Genomic DNA, 15,455 nt, shown 5'->3' on the forward strand with positions numbered 1-15,455 from the left:
GCGGGCGTCGCTCTCGCCTCAGCCGGACGGCAGCAGGGAAGGATCCTTGGCGCCGGGGCCGAGAACCGAACGGAGGTCACGCGGGGCGATGCGCTCGCCGCACTCCGAGCACACCGGCTCGACGGTCGCGAGGTTCCCGCACATGGCGTGCCTCGTCTGCACCGGAGGGCCGTCCGGGGCGGCCCATTCGTCGCCCCACTGACGCATCGCGGTGACGACCAGCCACAGCGAGCGGCCTTTCGCGGTCAACCGGTAGTCGTAGCGAACCGGATTGTCCTGATAGGGCTCCCTGGTCAGCACGCCGTGCTCGACCAGGTGCTCGAGACGCTGGGTGAGCACATTGCGGGCGATACCGAGGCGGGCGCGGAAGTCGTCGAAGCGCGTCACCCCGAACAGGGCGTCACGCACGATCAGCAGCGTCCACCACTCCCCGACCACCTCGAGGCACTGGGCCAGCGAGCAGTTCATGTCCCCGAAGCTCGTCCTGCGCATATCCGTCAGCATAGTCAGTTGCTTCACAGAACCCACTGACCTATCGTGCGTTGCATGAAGCAACTCACTACCCGGACTCTCGCCGAGGAGTTCGCGCTTTCCGGGACCGCTGCCGACGGGTGGCAGGCGCGGGTCGGCCGGTCCTGGCGCGGTTGGACCGGGCCGCACGGCGGCGTGATCGCGGCCCTGCTGATCGAGGTGGCACGTGCGGCGGCCGCCGAACCCCTTCCGGTGCGCGCCCTGGATCTCCGTTTCCTGGGCCGCCCCACAGAAGGTGTGCTGGCCTTCCGCGCGACCGAGCACGCAGTCGGCCGCAGCACCGTCGCGCTCGAGGTACGCGCCGAGCAGGACGGCACCCCGATCGCCGCGGCGGCGATCACGCTGGGCCGCACTGTGGAGACGGGCATCGAGGGTTATACGGGCACGCCCGCACCGGCGGTGCCCGATCCCGAATCTTGTGCGCCGTTCGCCCTCCCACCCGAAATCGTGCCGGTGGGAGCCCACTTCGACATCCGCCCCGCCGCCGGACCGCTGCCGCTGAGCGATGCGGACGAACGGATGATGTGCGCCTGGATCGCACTCGTCCCCAACGTGCCCGCGGACGCGGCGGCGCTGGCCATCCTCGCCGACGCGTTGCCGCCCGCCGTCTTTCCCACCTTGCGCGCACCCGTCGCGATCCCCACCGTGACGCTGTCGATGCATCTGCACGCCGAACCCACCGGCAGCCTGCCGGTACTGGTACGCACGGTGAACGCGTCGACCGGCGGCGGCTGGTCGGTGGACGACACTTCGATCTGGGACCGCGGCGGCGTGCTGCTCGCCTCGGCACGCCAGACCCGCCGCGTGCTCGGCTGAATGAAGACGACGGGCGGATGGTAAGACTCAGCGGCTCAGGCGCTGGAATCGCCGCACCGCGAGCGGCAGGAAGATCGCGGTGATGATCAGCGGCCACACCACTGCCATCAGCAAGGAGTGCTGTTCCACCCAGGAATCGCCGCTGCCGACCGGCGTACCGAACAGCTCGCGAGTCGCCGCCACCGTGGAGGAAATCGGATTCCAGGCCGCGATGACGCCCAGCCAGTCCGGCATCAACTGAGGCGCGACGAAGATGCTGGAGATCATGGTGAGCGGGAAGGCGACCGCGAACAATCCGCCCGCGGCCTCCGGGTTCGGCACCAGCAACCCGAGCCATACACCCACCCAGATCAACGCGAACCGCAGCAACAGCAGCAAACCGAACGCCGCGATGCCGCGCAGTACGCCGCCGTCGGGCCGCCAGCCGATGAGCAGGGCGGTCGACATCAGGATGGTCAACTCGGCGCACGCCACGATCAGATCGGTCACCCCCCGACCGGACACCACCGCCGAGGAGGCCATCGGCATCGAGCGGAAACGATCGATCACGCCGTTGGTCACGTCGTAGACGACCACCGTCGCGGTGTTGACGAAGCCGAACGCCATCGTCATCGCGAACATGCCCGGCATCAGGAAGCTGCGATAGTCACCGCCGCCGGGCACGCTCATCGCGCTGCCGAACACGTAGCCGTACAGCAGGACCGACAGAATCGGGAAGCCGAGTTGCCAGGCGATGTTGATCGGCTGGCGCTGATAATGGGTCAGGCCGCGGCGCACCACATTCCAACAGTCGGAGATCGCCCAGTACGCGCGAGAACGCGAGCGGCTCGGGGTGAGGTCCGTGGTGCCCATCAGGCCGCCTCCTCTGCGGTGGTGCGGTGTCCGGTCAACTGCAGGAAGACGTCGTCGAGGCTCGGTCTGCGCAGACCGATGTCCTCCACGTCGACGCCTTCGTCCTGCAGGGTGCGCGCGACCTCGGTGAGCGCGGCGACACGATCGGTGACCGCCGCCGAGACCCGCCGTTCGACGTCATCGATGTCCGGCTCGCCGTCGCACACCCGGGCCACCACTTTGGCGACCGCGGGCAGGTCGGCGACGTCCGCGGCAACGACCTCGATCCGGTCTCCGCCCACGGTGCTCTTCAACCCGTCCGGGGTGTCGTCGGCGATGGCGCGTCCCTGATCGATGACGGTGATGCGGGAGGCGAGCTTGTCCGCCTCCTCCAGATACTGCGTCGTCAGCAGGACCGTGGTGCCATCGGCGACCAACGCGCGCACCGACGCCCAGACCTCGCCGCGACTGCGCGGGTCGAGTCCGGTCGTGGGCTCGTCGAGGAACAGCACGTCCGGCGCCAGGATCATCGAGGCCGCCAGATCGAGCCTGCGGCGCATGCCGCCGCTGTACTTGCCGACGCCTCGGTCACCGGCCTCGGTCAGGTCGAAGCGCTCCAGCAGTTCGGTGGCCCGCTGTTCGGCGCGCCGGCCACCGAGATGGAACAACCTGCCGAACATCTCCAGGTTCTGGCGTCCGGTGAGCACTTCGTCTACGGCCGCGTACTGGCCGGTCAGCCCGATGCGGGCGCGCACCTCGCGCGGATCGCGAGCGACATCCAGACCGGCCACTTCGGCGCGGCCGCCGTCCAGCCGGATCAGCGTCGAGAGAATGCGCACCGCGGTGGTCTTGCCCGCGCCGTTGGGCCCGAGCAGGCCGTGCACCGTGCCGCGCCGCACGGTCAGGTCGAATCCGTCCAGGGCACGCTTGTCCCCGTATCTCTTCTCCAGTCCTTCGGCAAGGACCGCGAAATCGTTCACTGCTCACCTTCCCCGTGACATACCCCGAAACTGGGTACGTTGTACTCGAATTAGGGTACAACGTACCCAGTTGTCTGCCAAGCGGATAGGCTGGCTTTCATGAGCGGCACCGAGACCAGCGGCAGCGGCGACATCGCCCGCACCCTAGACCTGCTGTGGGGCGCGAGCCCCCGGCCGAGCCGCGGCCCGAAACCCGGCCTGTCGCTGGACCGGATCGTCGACGCCGCGATCGCGGTAGCCGACGACGAGGGCCTCGCCGCGGTCACCATGCGCCGGGTCGCGACCGAACTCGGCACCGGCACCATGTCGCTGTATCGATACCTGCCCGGCAAGGCCGAACTACTGGACCTGATGCTCGACCGGGTGCAACGCCCCCGCGACGATCTCGGCGAACACATCGGCGGATGGCGCGGCGCGCTGGAAACCCTCGCCTACGAGTCGCTCGCCATGTACCGGCGGCACCCGTGGCTGATCGGAGTGAACAACTCACGCCCGGTCCTTGGCCCCGGCGCGGTCGAGGGCATGGAAAAGGTGCTCGGCGCGATCCGGCAGATGGGATTGCCGGACCGCGAACTCGTCTCGGTGGTGATCATGATCTCCGGCTACGTTCTCGGCGCGGCCCGCACGCAACTGTACGAGCAAGAGGCCGAACGCGATTCGGGCATGACCGACGCGGAATTCTGGCAGGCGCAGAGTCCCATGCTGGAGAAGGCGATGGCCAGCGGCCGCTATCCGGTCATGGCCGGGCTCTCGGACGACGCGTTCGGCCCGGACTTCGACCACTTCGGTTTCGGGCTACAGCGCATCCTCGACGGCTTGGAACACTATGTGGCTCATCGCGACAGCGCTACGCAGCCCGCACCGTGAGGGTCTCGCGCCCTGCCGCCAGCGCGACGTGCGCGACCGCCGCGTCCAGCCCCTGCTTCGGTAACGGCGCGTCGTCGAACATGGTGATCTCCACGGCGTCCTCGGCGAGCTCCCAGACGCCCGCGATGCGTCCGTTCACAACGACGATGGGCGAGATCCAGCCCGCGGTCCGGCTCACCTTCGCGCGGTGGGCGGCGGGCAGCAGGACGGTGTCGCCGGTACCGGGCCCCAGCACGTACTGGTCGAAGGCTCCGAGCAGGTGCACCGCCGCGCTCGGCGCGGCGGCGGCCAAGGCGTCGGCCTGATCGGTCGGCAGGAAGGCGCGCCGGCCCTCCACGTCCACTTCGGTGAGCAGTTCACCCAGGTCGGCGAACCAGCGCCGCACCGTGGTCTTGCGCAGGCTGTTGCGGGTGAGCCAGGCGTCGAATGTCTCCGGTGTCGCCGGGCCGTACGCGCCGAGATAGGCGAGGATCGCCGTCGGCGCCGCGTCATCCGGTTCGGGCAGGCCGGACCAGTCGCGTACCAGGTGCGCGGGGCTGGTGAACGTTACTTTGGTTCCGCGCGCCGGGCCGTGGCACAACGCCCCTTGCCAGGCCAGCGGCTTGAGCAGCGCACCCCAGCCGGAGCGCAATTCCGCACCGAGCCGATGGAATTGCGGCGCGGACACGAGGGCTTCGACCAGTTCCTCTCGGGTGAGCACCGCGGCGGCGAGCACCTCCGCGACCGCCTCCGCCAGTGCCGCGACCTCCGTGGGAGAGGCGCCGAAGGTCCGCTGCCAGGCGGGCTTCTCCCAGGTGCGCGCGGATGCGACGAGCGAAAGGTACGCGGCGGCCAGGTTCGGAGTCAGCGCGTGCAGGGTGCCGCGCATCGCCCAGGTCTTCATCAGCGTGCCGTCGGCCAGCGCACGGACCAGCCCACCCGGGTCCGGCTTCGTGCTGCGCAGCGCGACCGCCAGTTCCGCCGCCGAAGTGACCTGGGCCTGCACGCCGCACAAACGCTCGGCGATCGCTACCGCGCCCTCGTCCGCGCGGGACAGGACATGCTGACGACACAGCCGCCAAGCGAAGACCTGATCCCAGGTGACCCGCATTCGCGCTCCTCCTCCTGCTCAGCTCAGCAGCGTGCCGAGACCGGCGACCGTCGCGGCCGCCAGTGCCGACCCGGCCACCGTCATCGCGATCACGCCGAGCAGGGCGGTGCGGGTGGTGGCGCGCCGGATCGCGCCGACCGGGTCGGCCAGCCGCTCGGCGCGGGCCAGCACCGCGGTACCCGCAGCGGCCAGCGCGCCCGGCGGCGCGGGCTCGGTGATGCCGACGATCGCCAGCAGCCCGCCGAGCAGCGGCAGCGAGCCGTGCTCGTCGGCGGCCTTGTCGTCGGCGCACATCTCGAGCAGCCGGGCGGTCTCGGCCGCTCCGGCGGTGAACAATCGCAAGCCGGGAAGCGTGGTGGCCACCGCGCGCAGCACCGCGGTCAGCGCAGCGTGCCTGCCGGACAGGTGCGCGCGTTCGTGCGCGAGCACCGCGGCCAGTTGATCGTCGTCCAGCGCGTCCAGCGCGGCGGAGGTGACGACGATGGTGTCGGGCCGCCCCGGCACGCAATACACCTGGCGCTGCGGCGAATCGAGCACGACCGCCCCGATGCCCGCCACCGGCCTGCCGACCAGCCGGACCGCCCTGGCATGGGCGTCGGTGCGCCTGCGCATGTTCAGCACGACACCGACTGCGCGCGCCACCAGCGCGACCGTGCCGGTGGCGACCAGCGCCGCCACCGCGAAAGTGGCCGCCCGGGTGGCCGCGGCGCCGTGTACGTGCATCGGGGTCCACAGGAACGAGACGCAGGCGCGCAGCGCGTCCTTCGGATGTCCCCAGTAGGTGGCGAACTCGATGGTGACCAATGTCGCCGCGATCCCCCAGGCGCTCAGCGCGCCGACGATCGCGACCACCCAGGCGATCACACCCAGCCGGGGCGCGATGCCGCGATGGGTTAGACCGCGAAGCACGGGCGGACCGAAGGTCGCCACGACGCTGCCGTACAGCATCAGAGCTATGGCAAGGCTCACGGCACTTCTGGTGACTTGCGCGCCGCCAGTCTGCGCAGCGCGGCACGCAACCCGGCCGACTCCTCGGCGCTGATCCGATCGACGAAATGGCTGAGTACCAGGTCCGAACGTCCGCCGGAGCCGAGCGCCTCCAGCATGAGCCGGGCGCTGTGCTCCTCCCTGGTGAGGGTCGGCCAATATCGATAGGCCTTGCCTGCGCGTTCGCGGGCCAGCCAGCCTTTGCGATGCAGGTTGTCCATGGTCGACATCACCGTCGTATAAGCGATGTCCCGCTGAGCCGACAGTTCGTCGAAGATCTCGCGCACCGTTGTGTCCTCTGCGTCCTGATCCCAGATGCGGTCCATGATCACCGCCTCCAGATCCCCGAATCCACGCACCGTACCGACTCCCTCATCCGAGCTGTACCCCGTCGTGGGAACAGGTTACCGGCAGAGACCGGTTACTACGGAGGCAACCAGTAGATCGCCTGCGCCGATGCCCCTTGTCGGCAGCCTGTGCGAACATATGTTCGTGTCCGATGCGCCCGTCTCCCGATCCGGCCGCCCCCGGATACTCGCGCGGGCGGAGGCATCGATCCTGCATGCCGACCTCGACTCGTTCTATGCCTCGGTCGAGCAGCGCGACGACCCCCGGCTGCGCGGCAAGCCGGTGATCGTGGGCGGCGGCGTGGTCCTGGCGGCCAGCTACGAGGCGAAGGCGTTCGGAGTGCGCACGCCGATGAACGGCGGGCAGGCGCGCCGGTTGTGCCCGCACGCGATCGTGGTGCCGCCGCGCATGTCGGCCTATGCCGAGGCGAGCAAAGCCGTCTTCGAGGTCTTCCGCGACACCACGCCCGTGGTGGAGGGCATCTCCATCGATGAGGCGTTTCTCGATGTCGGCGGCTTGCGCCGGATCTCCGGTGAGCCCGTCGCCATCGCGACACGGCTGCGCGCACAGGTGCGCGATCGGGTCGGTCTGCCCATCTCGGTGGGGATCGCCCGCACCAAGTTCCTCGCCAAGGTGGCCAGCGCGGTCGCCAAGCCCGACGGATTGCGGCTGGTCGCGCCGGAGGGCGAACTGGAATTCCTGCATCCGCTGCCGGTCGAAAGACTATGGGGCGTCGGCGATGTCACCGCGCGCACGTTGCACGCGCACAACATCACCCGGGTCGGGCAGCTGGCCGAGCTGGGTGAGCGCCCGCTGCGGGCGATACTCGGCCCCGCAGCGGCCCGCCACCTGTACGCCCTGTCCTGGGCGCGTGACCCGCGCCGCGTCGAAACCGGCAAGCGGCGGCGCTCGATCGGCGCCCAGCGCGCCCTCGGGCGCGGGCACCGTCCTCCCGAGGAGATCGAGGCCTACCTGCACGGACTCACCGATCGGCTGGGCAGGCGCCTACGCGCCGCCGACCGGGTGTGCCGAACGGTGGTGCTGCGCCTGCGATTCGACGACTTCGCCCGCGCCACCCGCTCACACACCCTCGCCGAGGCCACCGACCATACCGAGACGATCCTGTACGCGGCCCGCACGCTGCTCACCGGAGCGATGCCGGTCATCCGGGAACGCGGCCTGACCCTGATCGGCCTGGCGCTGACCAACCTCGACGACGCCGGCAGCGTCCAGCTCACTCTGCCCTTCGAGGACCGCGCCGCCAACACACTCGACGCCACCCTCGACGACTTGCGCGAGCGCTTCGGCTCGGCCGCCGTCACCCGAGCGACCCTACTGCACCGTGGGGAGGGCCTCTCCGTCCCGCTGCTCCCCGACTGACCGGCTCAGCGGACGAGCGGCATCGGAACACGCGACCGCCTCAGCACGAGCGTTTCGGCCGCTTGTCCATCAATCGCAGGATCAGCGGGGTGAAGATCAGCTGCATGGCCAGCTCCATCTTGCCGCCGGGCACCACGATGCAATTGGTCCGCGACATGAACGAGTCGTGCAGCATCGACAGCAGATAGGGGAAGTCGATGACCTTCGGGTCGGCGAACCGGATCACCACGAAACTCTCGTCCGCCGTCGGAATGGTGCGCGCGATGAACGGATTGGACGTGTCCACCGTCGGCACCCGCTGGAAGTTGACATATGTGCGGGAGAACTGCGGGCAGATGTAGGTCACGTAGTCCGGCATCCGCCGCAGGATGGTGTCGATCACGGCCTCGCTGGAGTAACCGCGCTCGGTCTTGTCCCGGATCACCTTCTGAATCCACTCCAGGTTGATGATGGGCACCACGCCGACCAGCAGATCGGTATGCCGGGCCACATCCACGGTGGAGGTGACCGCGGCGCCGTGCAGGCCCTCGTAGAACAGCAGGTCACTGCCCGGCGACAATTCCTCCCACGGGGTGAAGGTGCCCGGCGGCTGGCCGTACGGCTTGGCTTCGGCCTCGTCGTGCAGGTATCGGCGCACCGTCCCGACGCCGGTCTCGCCGTAGTCACGGAACAGCGTCTCCAACTCCTTCAGCAGATTGGCCTCCTCACCGAAATGCGAGAACCGCAGATTGCGGTTCTGCTCGGCCTCGGCCATCGCCGATTTCATCTCGTTGCGGTCGTAACGGTGGAACGAATCGCCCTCTACGATGGCCGCGCTGATGCCTTCACGGCGGAATATCTCCTGGAATGTCCGTGTCACGCTGGAGGTCCCGGCACCGGAGGACCCGGTGATCGCGACGACGGGATGCTTGACCGACATGGTGCTCCTCCTTCAGCGCCTGGCCGGACGAAACAGAGACCGCGTTCCGAACAGCGAGCTGTCGAAGCTGGGGCCCTCGTCGGGTTCGCGGTGATACCGCACGATGCGCTCCACTTCATTGCGGGAACCGAAGATCAGTGGCACCCGCTGGTGGACGTCGTCCGGTGCCACCTCCAACACCCGCTCGCTGCCGGTGGTCGCCGCGCCGCCGGCCTGTTCGACGATGAACGCGATCGGGTTGGCGCCGTAGAGCAATGCCACCCGGCCCGGACGCGCAGGCGGGCGTGTGTCGCGCGGATACAGGTAGACCCCGCCGCGGGTGAGGATATGGAAGGTGTCGGCGACCAGCGAGGCAACCCAGCGCATGTTGAAATCCCGCTCGCGCGGGCCGTCGACACCGTCGAGGCACTCGTGCACGTAGCGGCGCACCGGCCGCTCCCAGAACCGTTCGTTGGCCGCGTTGATCGCGAAACCGGAGGTGTCCTCGGGGATGCGCATCCGCGGGTGGGTCAGCACGAACGCGCCGATCTCGCGGTCCAGGGTGAACCCGTCCACCCCGTTGCCGGTCGTCAGCACCAGCATCGTCGCAGGCCCGTACAGGGTGAAGCCCGCGCACACCTGTTCGACGCCCGCCTGGAGGAAATCGACGGCCGCCGAGGGCTTCTGGCCATCCTTGCTACGCGCCGGCGCGCGCAGCACGCTGAAGATCGTGCCCACCGGCAGGTTCACGTCGATGTTCGACGAACCGTCCAGGGGATCGAACGCCAGCAGGTACTTCCCCCGCCGATGGGCGTCGGGCACCGGATGGATCTCGCTGATCTGTTCGGACAGCAGCGCCGAAAGATGCCCGGTCCACTGGGTTTCGGCGACCATGATGTCGTTGGTGATCGCGTCCAGCTCGCGGTGCACGGTCGGTGGCGAATTATCTGGATTGCCGGGTGAGAGCAAGGCGGGATCGATCACCGCGCCGAGCGAACCGGCGATCGCACCCCGGGTGACCTGATTGGCGATGATCTTCGTCGCGGTCGCGATCACGTTCACCAAAGCGGAGAACTCACCGGATGATCCGGGATGCCGGTGTTCCTGCTCGATGGTGTAGCGGGTGAGGGTTTTCAGTCCTTCTGGCACAACGCCTCGATCTCGTCACCGGGGGGCTCGCACGGTGGGCCCGTCGGGTAGCTCGGTGCCGGTGAACACGCTGCTGCCGTATACGTCCCGGTCGGTCAGCGTGAGCAGGTCGGTCTTGGTCAGCGGTCTGCGCAGTTCGACCAGACGCTTGGCCTGCCGCAGCCGGCAGCGGTCCAGGGCGTTGCGTACGCTGCGCGCGTTCGAGAAGCGCGGACGAGCCATCCGGCGTTCCAGGTACTCCCCGAACGCCGTCCGCGCCGCGTCATCGAACCGGAAGTGCTCCGCGGCCACCATGATTTCGGCGATGGCCAGCAGTTCCGCGTGGGTGTAGTCGGCGAACTCCAGGTGGTGGGCCACCCGGGAGGACAGGCCCGGGTTGGCGGAGAAGAAGCGGTCCATCCGATCCGGGTATCCCGCGAAGATCACCACCAGGCTGGCGCGCTCGTTCTCCATCTCCTGCAACAGGATCTCGATCACCTCCTGCCCATAGTCGCGTTCGTTCTCCGGCCGGAACAGGTAGTAGGCCTCGTCGACGAACAGCACACCGCCCGCCGCCTTGGCCAGCGCCTCCTTCGTCTTCGGCGCGGTGTGCCCGATGAACTGGCCCACGAGGTCGTCGCGGGTGACGGTGTGCACCTTGGGTTTGCGGATGTAGCCCAGGGCGTGCAACATCTGCGCCATACGCAACGCCACCGTGGTCTTACCCGTACCGGGCCCGCCGGTGAAGCTCATGTGCATGGTGGGCCGCGACGATGTCAGCCCGAACCGCTGCCGCGCGTGATCGATCAGCAGCAGCGCCGCGATCTCGCGCACCCGCCGCTTCACCGGAGCCAACCCGATCAGTTCCGCGTCCAGCCGGGCCAGCGTCTCCTCGACGTCGTGCCCGGCGATGTCGGTCGACAGATCCAGCACCGCGTCCGCACCGAGGATCTCCTGTGTCTCGGGTTCGGCGGACGCCGCCCGCACCGCCCCGGAGGCGTCGGACCCCGGGCGGTGCAGACGGAATCCGGAGCCGTTGCGCTCAGCCGCCATACCGGTCTCCCGGGCGGACGGTCGTCGCATACGAGTGCAGGCCGTACCTCTGCTGACGGTCCGGGCCCTCGGTGCGGGCCAGCACGAAGCCGGGCTCGTCGGGCGGGCGTTGCACCAGGAAGCTCAGCGCCGTCGTCTGCCTCGTGTACCGGGCGTCATAGGCCAGCACCCGCACGTAATGGCGCGGGAAAGTGGCCCGGCACGCATCGATCTCGGCCAGCACGCCGTCGGGCTCGTCCAGGTCGAACAGCGGCAATCCCCACATCTCCCAGTAGGCGTTGCGCGGATGCGGATCGTCGGTGTACTCGATTGAGACCGGCCAGCTGTTGAGCAGCGCGTAGCGCACCTGGGCGGCGATCTGTTCGTCGGCCAACGGCGGCAGGTAGGAAAACGTTCCGTGCCGTAAGTACATGACTCGTCCTTTCGGGATGCTCAGCGGCTGGCGGTCGGCACGGCGTCCGGCGCGTCGGTCGAGGTGTAGTCGAAGGTGACATCGCCCCAGGTCGCCAGCGCGACATCGAGCGGACGGCAGATCTCGGCCGCCTTCCGCAACACCTCAGGCCCCTCCTTCAGCAGGTCACGGCCTTCGTTGCGGGCCTGGACGACCGCCTCCAGCGCGACCCGGTTCGCCTCGGCGCCCGCGGCGATGCCCAGCGGATGCCCGATCGTGCCGCCGCCGAACTGCAACACGACGTCGTCGCCGAACAAGTCGAGCAGCTGATGCATCTGCCCGGCATGGATGCCGCCGGAAGCCACCGGCATCACGCCGGGCAGGCTCGCCCAGTACTGGTCGAAGAAGATCCCGTTGGCCGGTTCGGTCCGGATGTGGTTGTCCCGCAACGTGTCATAGAACCCCTTCGTCGTCGCCGGATCGCCTTCCAGCTTCCCGACCACGGTGCCCGCGTGCAGATGATCGACACCGATCAGCCTGCACCATTTGGCCAGCACCCGGAAGCTGACGCCATGTGTCTTCTGCCGGGTGTAGGTGGAATGCCCCGCGCGATGCAGATGCAGCAGCACCCCGTTGCGGCGCGCCCAGTGCGACATCGACTGCATCGCGGTGAATCCGACGGTGAGGTCCATCATGATCACGACGCTGCCGAGTTCCTTGGCGAACTCCGCCCGCTCGTACATCTGCTCCATCGACGCGGCAGTCACGTTCAGGTAGTGGCCTTTGATCTCGCCAGTCTCGGCAGTCGCGCGGTTGACGCCCTCCATCGCGAACAGATACCGGTCGCGCCAGCGCATGAACGGCTGCGAATTGATGTTCTCGTCGTCCTTCGTGAAATCCAGACCGCCCTTGCACGCCTCGTAGATGACCCGTCCGTAATTGCGCGCGGATAGCCCGAGTTTCGGTTTCACCGTCGCACCGAGCAACGGCCTGCCGTATTTGTTGAGATATTCGCGTTCCATCACCGTGCCGTGCGGCGGGCCCTGGAACGTCTTCACGTATGCCACCGGAATGCGCATGTCCTCGAGCCGCAGCGCGAGCAGCGGCTTGAACCCGAAGACGTTGCCGATGATCGAGGAAGTCAGGTTCGTGATCGACCCTTCCTCGAACAGATCGAGATCGTAGGCGATATAGGCGAAGTACTCCCCCGGCCGGCCGGGCACCTCGTCGATGCGATAACACTTGGCCTGATAGCGCGAGTGCGCGGTGAGCCGGTCGGTCCACACCACCGTCCAAGTCGCCGTGGAGGATTCGCCCGCCACGGCGGCGGCCGCCTCGATCGGGTCGACGCCACGCTGCGGCGTCACCCGGAACACGGCGAGCACGTCGGTCTCCGACGGCTGGTAGTCGGGCGCGTAATAGCCCATCGACGCATAGGTTTGGACACCCGGATCCCAGCGGTCGCGTTCGGTCTCTTCAGCCATCGTTCCTCCTGCTGTGCCACTGCGGGACACCCGCACCCGGGCGAACGGGCGTGCCTTGGGATTTCCAGGATGACGGGGCGGACACCGACAAACAATTTGATTGTTTCTCGCAATACCCAACCAATTCATTGAGTTTGTTACCGTCGTCCGATGGGTATGGTGAGCGCGGCTCGGATGGAAACCTTCCTGGCCGTCGCCCGCCAGGGCAGTATTCGCCGGGCCGCGGCGCAGCTGCACATCACCGAGGCCGCCGTCTCCGCGGCCGTCGCGCACATCGAGAAACAGCTCGGCGCCAAGCTCATCGCGAAATCCGGGCGCGGCATCGCCCTCACCGAAGCCGGTCGCGTCTACGCCGAGTACTGCCGCGGCATCCTCGGACTGATGAAGGAGGCGCAGGCCGCCGTTCGCCGGGCCGAGACCGGGCGCCTGCGCATCGGCGTGGTCGCCACCGCGGGGGAATACGTCCTGCTGCGTCCGCTCGCAACGTTCCGCCGCCGGTTCCCCGACATCGAGCTGAGCCTGTCGGTGCACCCGCGTGATGCGCTGTTCCTCGAATTGCAGCACCACGAAACGGATCTCGTCATCGCGGGCCGTCCACCGCGCGACACCGGACTGGTGGTGCGCGCCCGGCGCCCCAGCCGCCTGGTCGTGGTCGGGCTGCCGGAACTCGATCCCCTGCGCGCCACATGGCTGCTGCGCGGCCGGGGCTCCGGCACCCGCGAGGCCACCCTCGGCCTGCTCGACCGGCTCAGGATCGAACCGTCCACGCTCACCCTCGGATCACACGGCGCCGTCCTGGCCGCCGCACGAGAAGGCTTGGGCGTCACGTTGATTCACAGCGACGCCATCTCGCAGGACCTGGCGAACGGTGTGCTGCGCGTCCTGCCGGTCGACGGCACCCCGCTGGACCGCCCGTGGCATGCCGTCACCACCCGGACCCCGACGCCGACCACCCGCCTGTTCCTCACTCATCTGCTCGACCCCGCCGAGGTCGGCTCCGACGCCTTCCACCCCGATTGAGTCCTCCAACCCGCTGTGCGACCTGTCCCCGCGTGTGACGTGCCCCGTGTCGGGCGCGTGCCACACTCGAGAAGTGCACACCAGACGCGTGACCGAGCCGGTATGAGCGGCCCCGAAGTCATCCGGGTCGCCTCGACCGCAGCGCTCGACGCGGAACTGTCACGCGCAGGCATAGCTCTGAGCCGCCCCGTACTCGTGGTGGTCGGTGGCGCGTCGGGCATGGGTTCCGAGCCGCCGCCCGCGCTCGCCGCGTTGTGCTCGGATCAGCTCGTGCCCACGCTGGATCGGCTCGGCGTCACGGTCGTCGACGGCGGTACCGACGCGGGCGTGATGCGGCTGATCGGGCAAGCCAGATCCCGCGCCCGCGCCTCCTTCCCCTTGATCGGCGTCGCCGCGGCCGGCACCGTGACACTGCCCGGAAAGCAGCCGCCTTCCGCGGACTCGGCGTCCGCCGAGACTCGGCACACCCACCTGATCATCGTGCCGGGCACCCGATGGGGCGACGAGTCCCCGTGGCTGGCGGCCGCCGCCACCTCGATCGCGGCGGGGCGCCCCTCGACGACCCTGCTGGTCAACGGCGGCGCCATCGCCTACACCGACGCACTGCACAGCCTCGCGGCCGGCCGCTCCGTTCTCGTGCTGAACGGTTCCGGCCGCGCCGCCGACGACATCGCCCGAGCCCGCACCGGCGCCCAGGCCTGCGACCAAGCCGCCCGCATCGCCGGATCCGCTCTGACACAGATCGTCGCGCTCGAGGAACCGGCCCGCGTCATGAGCGCGATCACCGACATACTCTCGGCTCGAGATACGGCATTCGCCGCTGTGGCGCAGAACGTTCCATCGACGGTTCAGTGATCTTGCCGTGCCGACTCGCCCGAGGGTTTCGACTCACCGATGGCGATGCGCCACCGCAGGCGAACAGAGGTGACCGGGTGGTCGCGTATCCACTGGGCGAGCGCTGCGACCGCCGAGGCGAGCGACGTGGCGCCCGCGAGCATCGCCCAGGGCGTGAGTCCGGCGGTGTTGTAGGAAACTTGGCGTACCCCCGGCACCACGAGGCTGCCATTGCCGAAAGCCCAACTCATGACCATCCCGGCCTGCCCGCCGAGATCTGAGGTGCGCGCGAGCATGGCCCGCAACTCGGGGCTTTTGCTGTTGATGTAGAGCACCGTGAGCGCGATCAGAGCCGCGGCGGTGACCGTGGAAATCGTGGCTAGTCGCGCGAGGGCCCCGGTGCGATACCGGAGATTCACCGCCACCGTGCAGACCGTGATGACGATCGCGGCCACGGAAAGAATCGCGAAAGCGCCGCTGATCCGCGCGGTGGGCGGCGGCGATGACGACCACACGTTCAGGAAGGACGTGGTCGCGGTCATCCGGCCGAAGGCATCGACGCTGGCCTTACCGTCGGCGCCCGCCGCGGTCAGCCACGGCTGGAACAGCAGGATCAGTGTGACAATGCTGCCGGCCGCGGCGCCCAGATACCCCCAGTAGCCGTCCAGTATCGACAGACGTGTCCGGAGACCGGCGAGCCGCGGCACCCCGCTGGGCGCTCCTCCGGATCGAATGTCATCGGCTGTCCATGGGGTTGGCTGCACCATCACTCCGAATCAGGCGTAGGTCGGCGTCGAGAGCCGAGTCGGGCGGCGCT

General features: G+C 68.7%; 17 protein-coding genes. 5 read left to right on the forward strand and 12 right to left on the reverse strand.

Features of this window, described 5'->3' with window-relative positions; translation table 11 throughout:
- Window positions 1-18: 18 nt before the first annotated feature.
- Window positions 19-492: a winged helix-turn-helix transcriptional regulator gene (locus M8859_RS05930; protein WP_159925231.1), complete on the reverse strand. Its 474-nt coding sequence runs from the start codon at window positions 490-492 to the stop codon at window positions 19-21.
- 54 nt (window positions 493-546) lie between these two features.
- Between M8859_RS05930 and M8859_RS05935 the strand changes: the two genes are divergently transcribed.
- A complete protein-coding gene (locus M8859_RS05935; RefSeq protein WP_249643960.1) occupies window positions 547-1,347 on the forward strand; it encodes an acyl-CoA thioesterase in 801 nt (266 codons plus the stop codon).
- Between the two features lie 27 nt (window positions 1,348-1,374).
- On the opposite strand, the gene M8859_RS05940 is transcribed toward M8859_RS05935, so the two are convergent.
- Together M8859_RS05940 and M8859_RS05945 are read right to left on the reverse strand one after the other, a co-directional pair.
- Window positions 1,375-2,199, reverse strand: a complete 825-nt coding sequence (locus M8859_RS05940) for an ABC transporter permease (protein ID WP_249643961.1) — start codon at window positions 2,197-2,199, stop codon at window positions 1,375-1,377.
- The gene (locus M8859_RS05945; protein ID WP_195071153.1) at window positions 2,199-3,158 is read right to left on the reverse strand and encodes an ATP-binding cassette domain-containing protein; all 960 of its coding nucleotides are present in this window, start codon (window positions 3,156-3,158) and stop codon (window positions 2,199-2,201) included. Before M8859_RS05945 ends, M8859_RS05940 begins: the two co-directional genes overlap by 1 nt.
- Window positions 3,159-3,257: 99 nt before the next feature.
- Here M8859_RS05945 and M8859_RS05950 point away from each other — a divergent pair, with 99 nt between their 5' ends.
- Window positions 3,258-4,025: a TetR/AcrR family transcriptional regulator gene (locus tag M8859_RS05950; RefSeq protein ID WP_195071154.1), complete on the forward strand. Its 768-nt coding sequence runs from the start codon at window positions 3,258-3,260 to the stop codon at window positions 4,023-4,025.
- Here the strand turns inward: M8859_RS05950 and M8859_RS05955 are convergent.
- Genes M8859_RS05955 through M8859_RS05965 form a run of 3 tightly spaced genes read right to left on the reverse strand, consistent with a single transcriptional unit; the run spans window position 4,006 to window position 6,461 of the window.
- A complete protein-coding gene (locus M8859_RS05955) occupies window positions 4,006-5,115 on the reverse strand; it encodes a DNA glycosylase AlkZ-like family protein (RefSeq protein ID WP_195071155.1) in 1,110 nt (369 codons plus the stop codon). The genes M8859_RS05950 and M8859_RS05955 overlap by 20 nt on opposite strands.
- An 18-nt stretch (window positions 5,116-5,133) precedes the next feature.
- Window positions 5,134-6,063, reverse strand: coding sequence for a M56 family metallopeptidase (locus M8859_RS05960; RefSeq protein WP_195071156.1), 930 nt, complete (start codon window positions 6,061-6,063; stop codon window positions 5,134-5,136).
- A gap of 17 nt (window positions 6,064-6,080) precedes the next feature.
- A complete protein-coding gene (locus M8859_RS05965) occupies window positions 6,081-6,461 on the reverse strand; it encodes a BlaI/MecI/CopY family transcriptional regulator (RefSeq protein WP_043691105.1) in 381 nt (126 codons plus the stop codon).
- Between the two features lie 127 nt (window positions 6,462-6,588).
- Here M8859_RS05965 and dinB point away from each other — a divergent pair, with 127 nt between their 5' ends.
- Complete coding sequence (dinB, locus tag M8859_RS05970) at window positions 6,589-7,830, forward strand: DNA polymerase IV (RefSeq protein WP_195071157.1); 1,242 nt, start codon at window positions 6,589-6,591, stop codon at window positions 7,828-7,830.
- Window positions 7,831-7,870: 40 nt separating this feature from the next.
- Here the strand turns inward: dinB and M8859_RS05975 are convergent, their stop codons facing one another.
- Genes M8859_RS05975 through M8859_RS05995 form a run of 5 tightly spaced genes read right to left on the reverse strand, consistent with a single transcriptional unit; the run spans window position 7,871 to window position 12,784 of the window.
- Window positions 7,871-8,749: a phosphoribulokinase gene (locus M8859_RS05975; RefSeq protein ID WP_195071158.1), complete on the reverse strand. Its 879-nt coding sequence runs from the start codon at window positions 8,747-8,749 to the stop codon at window positions 7,871-7,873.
- A gap of 12 nt (window positions 8,750-8,761) precedes the next feature.
- A complete protein-coding gene (locus M8859_RS05980; RefSeq protein ID WP_195071159.1) occupies window positions 8,762-9,877 on the reverse strand; it encodes a class 1 fructose-bisphosphatase in 1,116 nt (371 codons plus the stop codon).
- A gap of 15 nt (window positions 9,878-9,892) precedes the next feature.
- Entirely contained in the window at window positions 9,893-10,909 is a 1,017-nt protein-coding gene (locus tag M8859_RS05985; protein WP_195071160.1) for an AAA family ATPase, read from the reverse strand.
- On the reverse strand, window positions 10,899-11,321 hold the full coding sequence (locus M8859_RS05990) for a ribulose bisphosphate carboxylase small subunit (RefSeq protein WP_159925241.1): 423 nt from the start codon (window positions 11,319-11,321) through the stop codon (window positions 10,899-10,901). Before M8859_RS05990 ends, M8859_RS05985 begins: the two co-directional genes overlap by 11 nt.
- Before the next feature lie 20 nt (window positions 11,322-11,341).
- A complete protein-coding gene (locus tag M8859_RS05995; RefSeq protein WP_159925243.1) occupies window positions 11,342-12,784 on the reverse strand; it encodes a form I ribulose bisphosphate carboxylase large subunit in 1,443 nt (480 codons plus the stop codon).
- A gap of 150 nt (window positions 12,785-12,934) precedes the next feature.
- Between M8859_RS05995 and M8859_RS06000 the strand changes: the two genes are divergently transcribed.
- Both M8859_RS06000 and M8859_RS06005 read left to right on the forward strand, forming a co-directional pair.
- Window positions 12,935-13,804 (forward strand): LysR family transcriptional regulator, encoded by an 870-nt coding sequence (locus M8859_RS06000; protein ID WP_236565484.1) that lies wholly within the window; start codon window positions 12,935-12,937, stop codon window positions 13,802-13,804.
- A 102-nt stretch (window positions 13,805-13,906) separates the two neighbouring features.
- Complete coding sequence (locus M8859_RS06005) at window positions 13,907-14,659, forward strand: hypothetical protein (RefSeq protein ID WP_195071162.1); 753 nt, start codon at window positions 13,907-13,909, stop codon at window positions 14,657-14,659.
- On the opposite strand, the gene M8859_RS06010 is transcribed toward M8859_RS06005, so the two are convergent.
- Window positions 14,653-15,345, reverse strand: coding sequence for a hypothetical protein (locus M8859_RS06010; protein WP_249643962.1), 693 nt, complete (start codon window positions 15,343-15,345; stop codon window positions 14,653-14,655). The genes M8859_RS06005 and M8859_RS06010 overlap by 7 nt on opposite strands.
- Window positions 15,346-15,455 lie beyond the last annotated feature (110 nt).

The organism is Nocardia sputi (assembly GCF_023501985.1).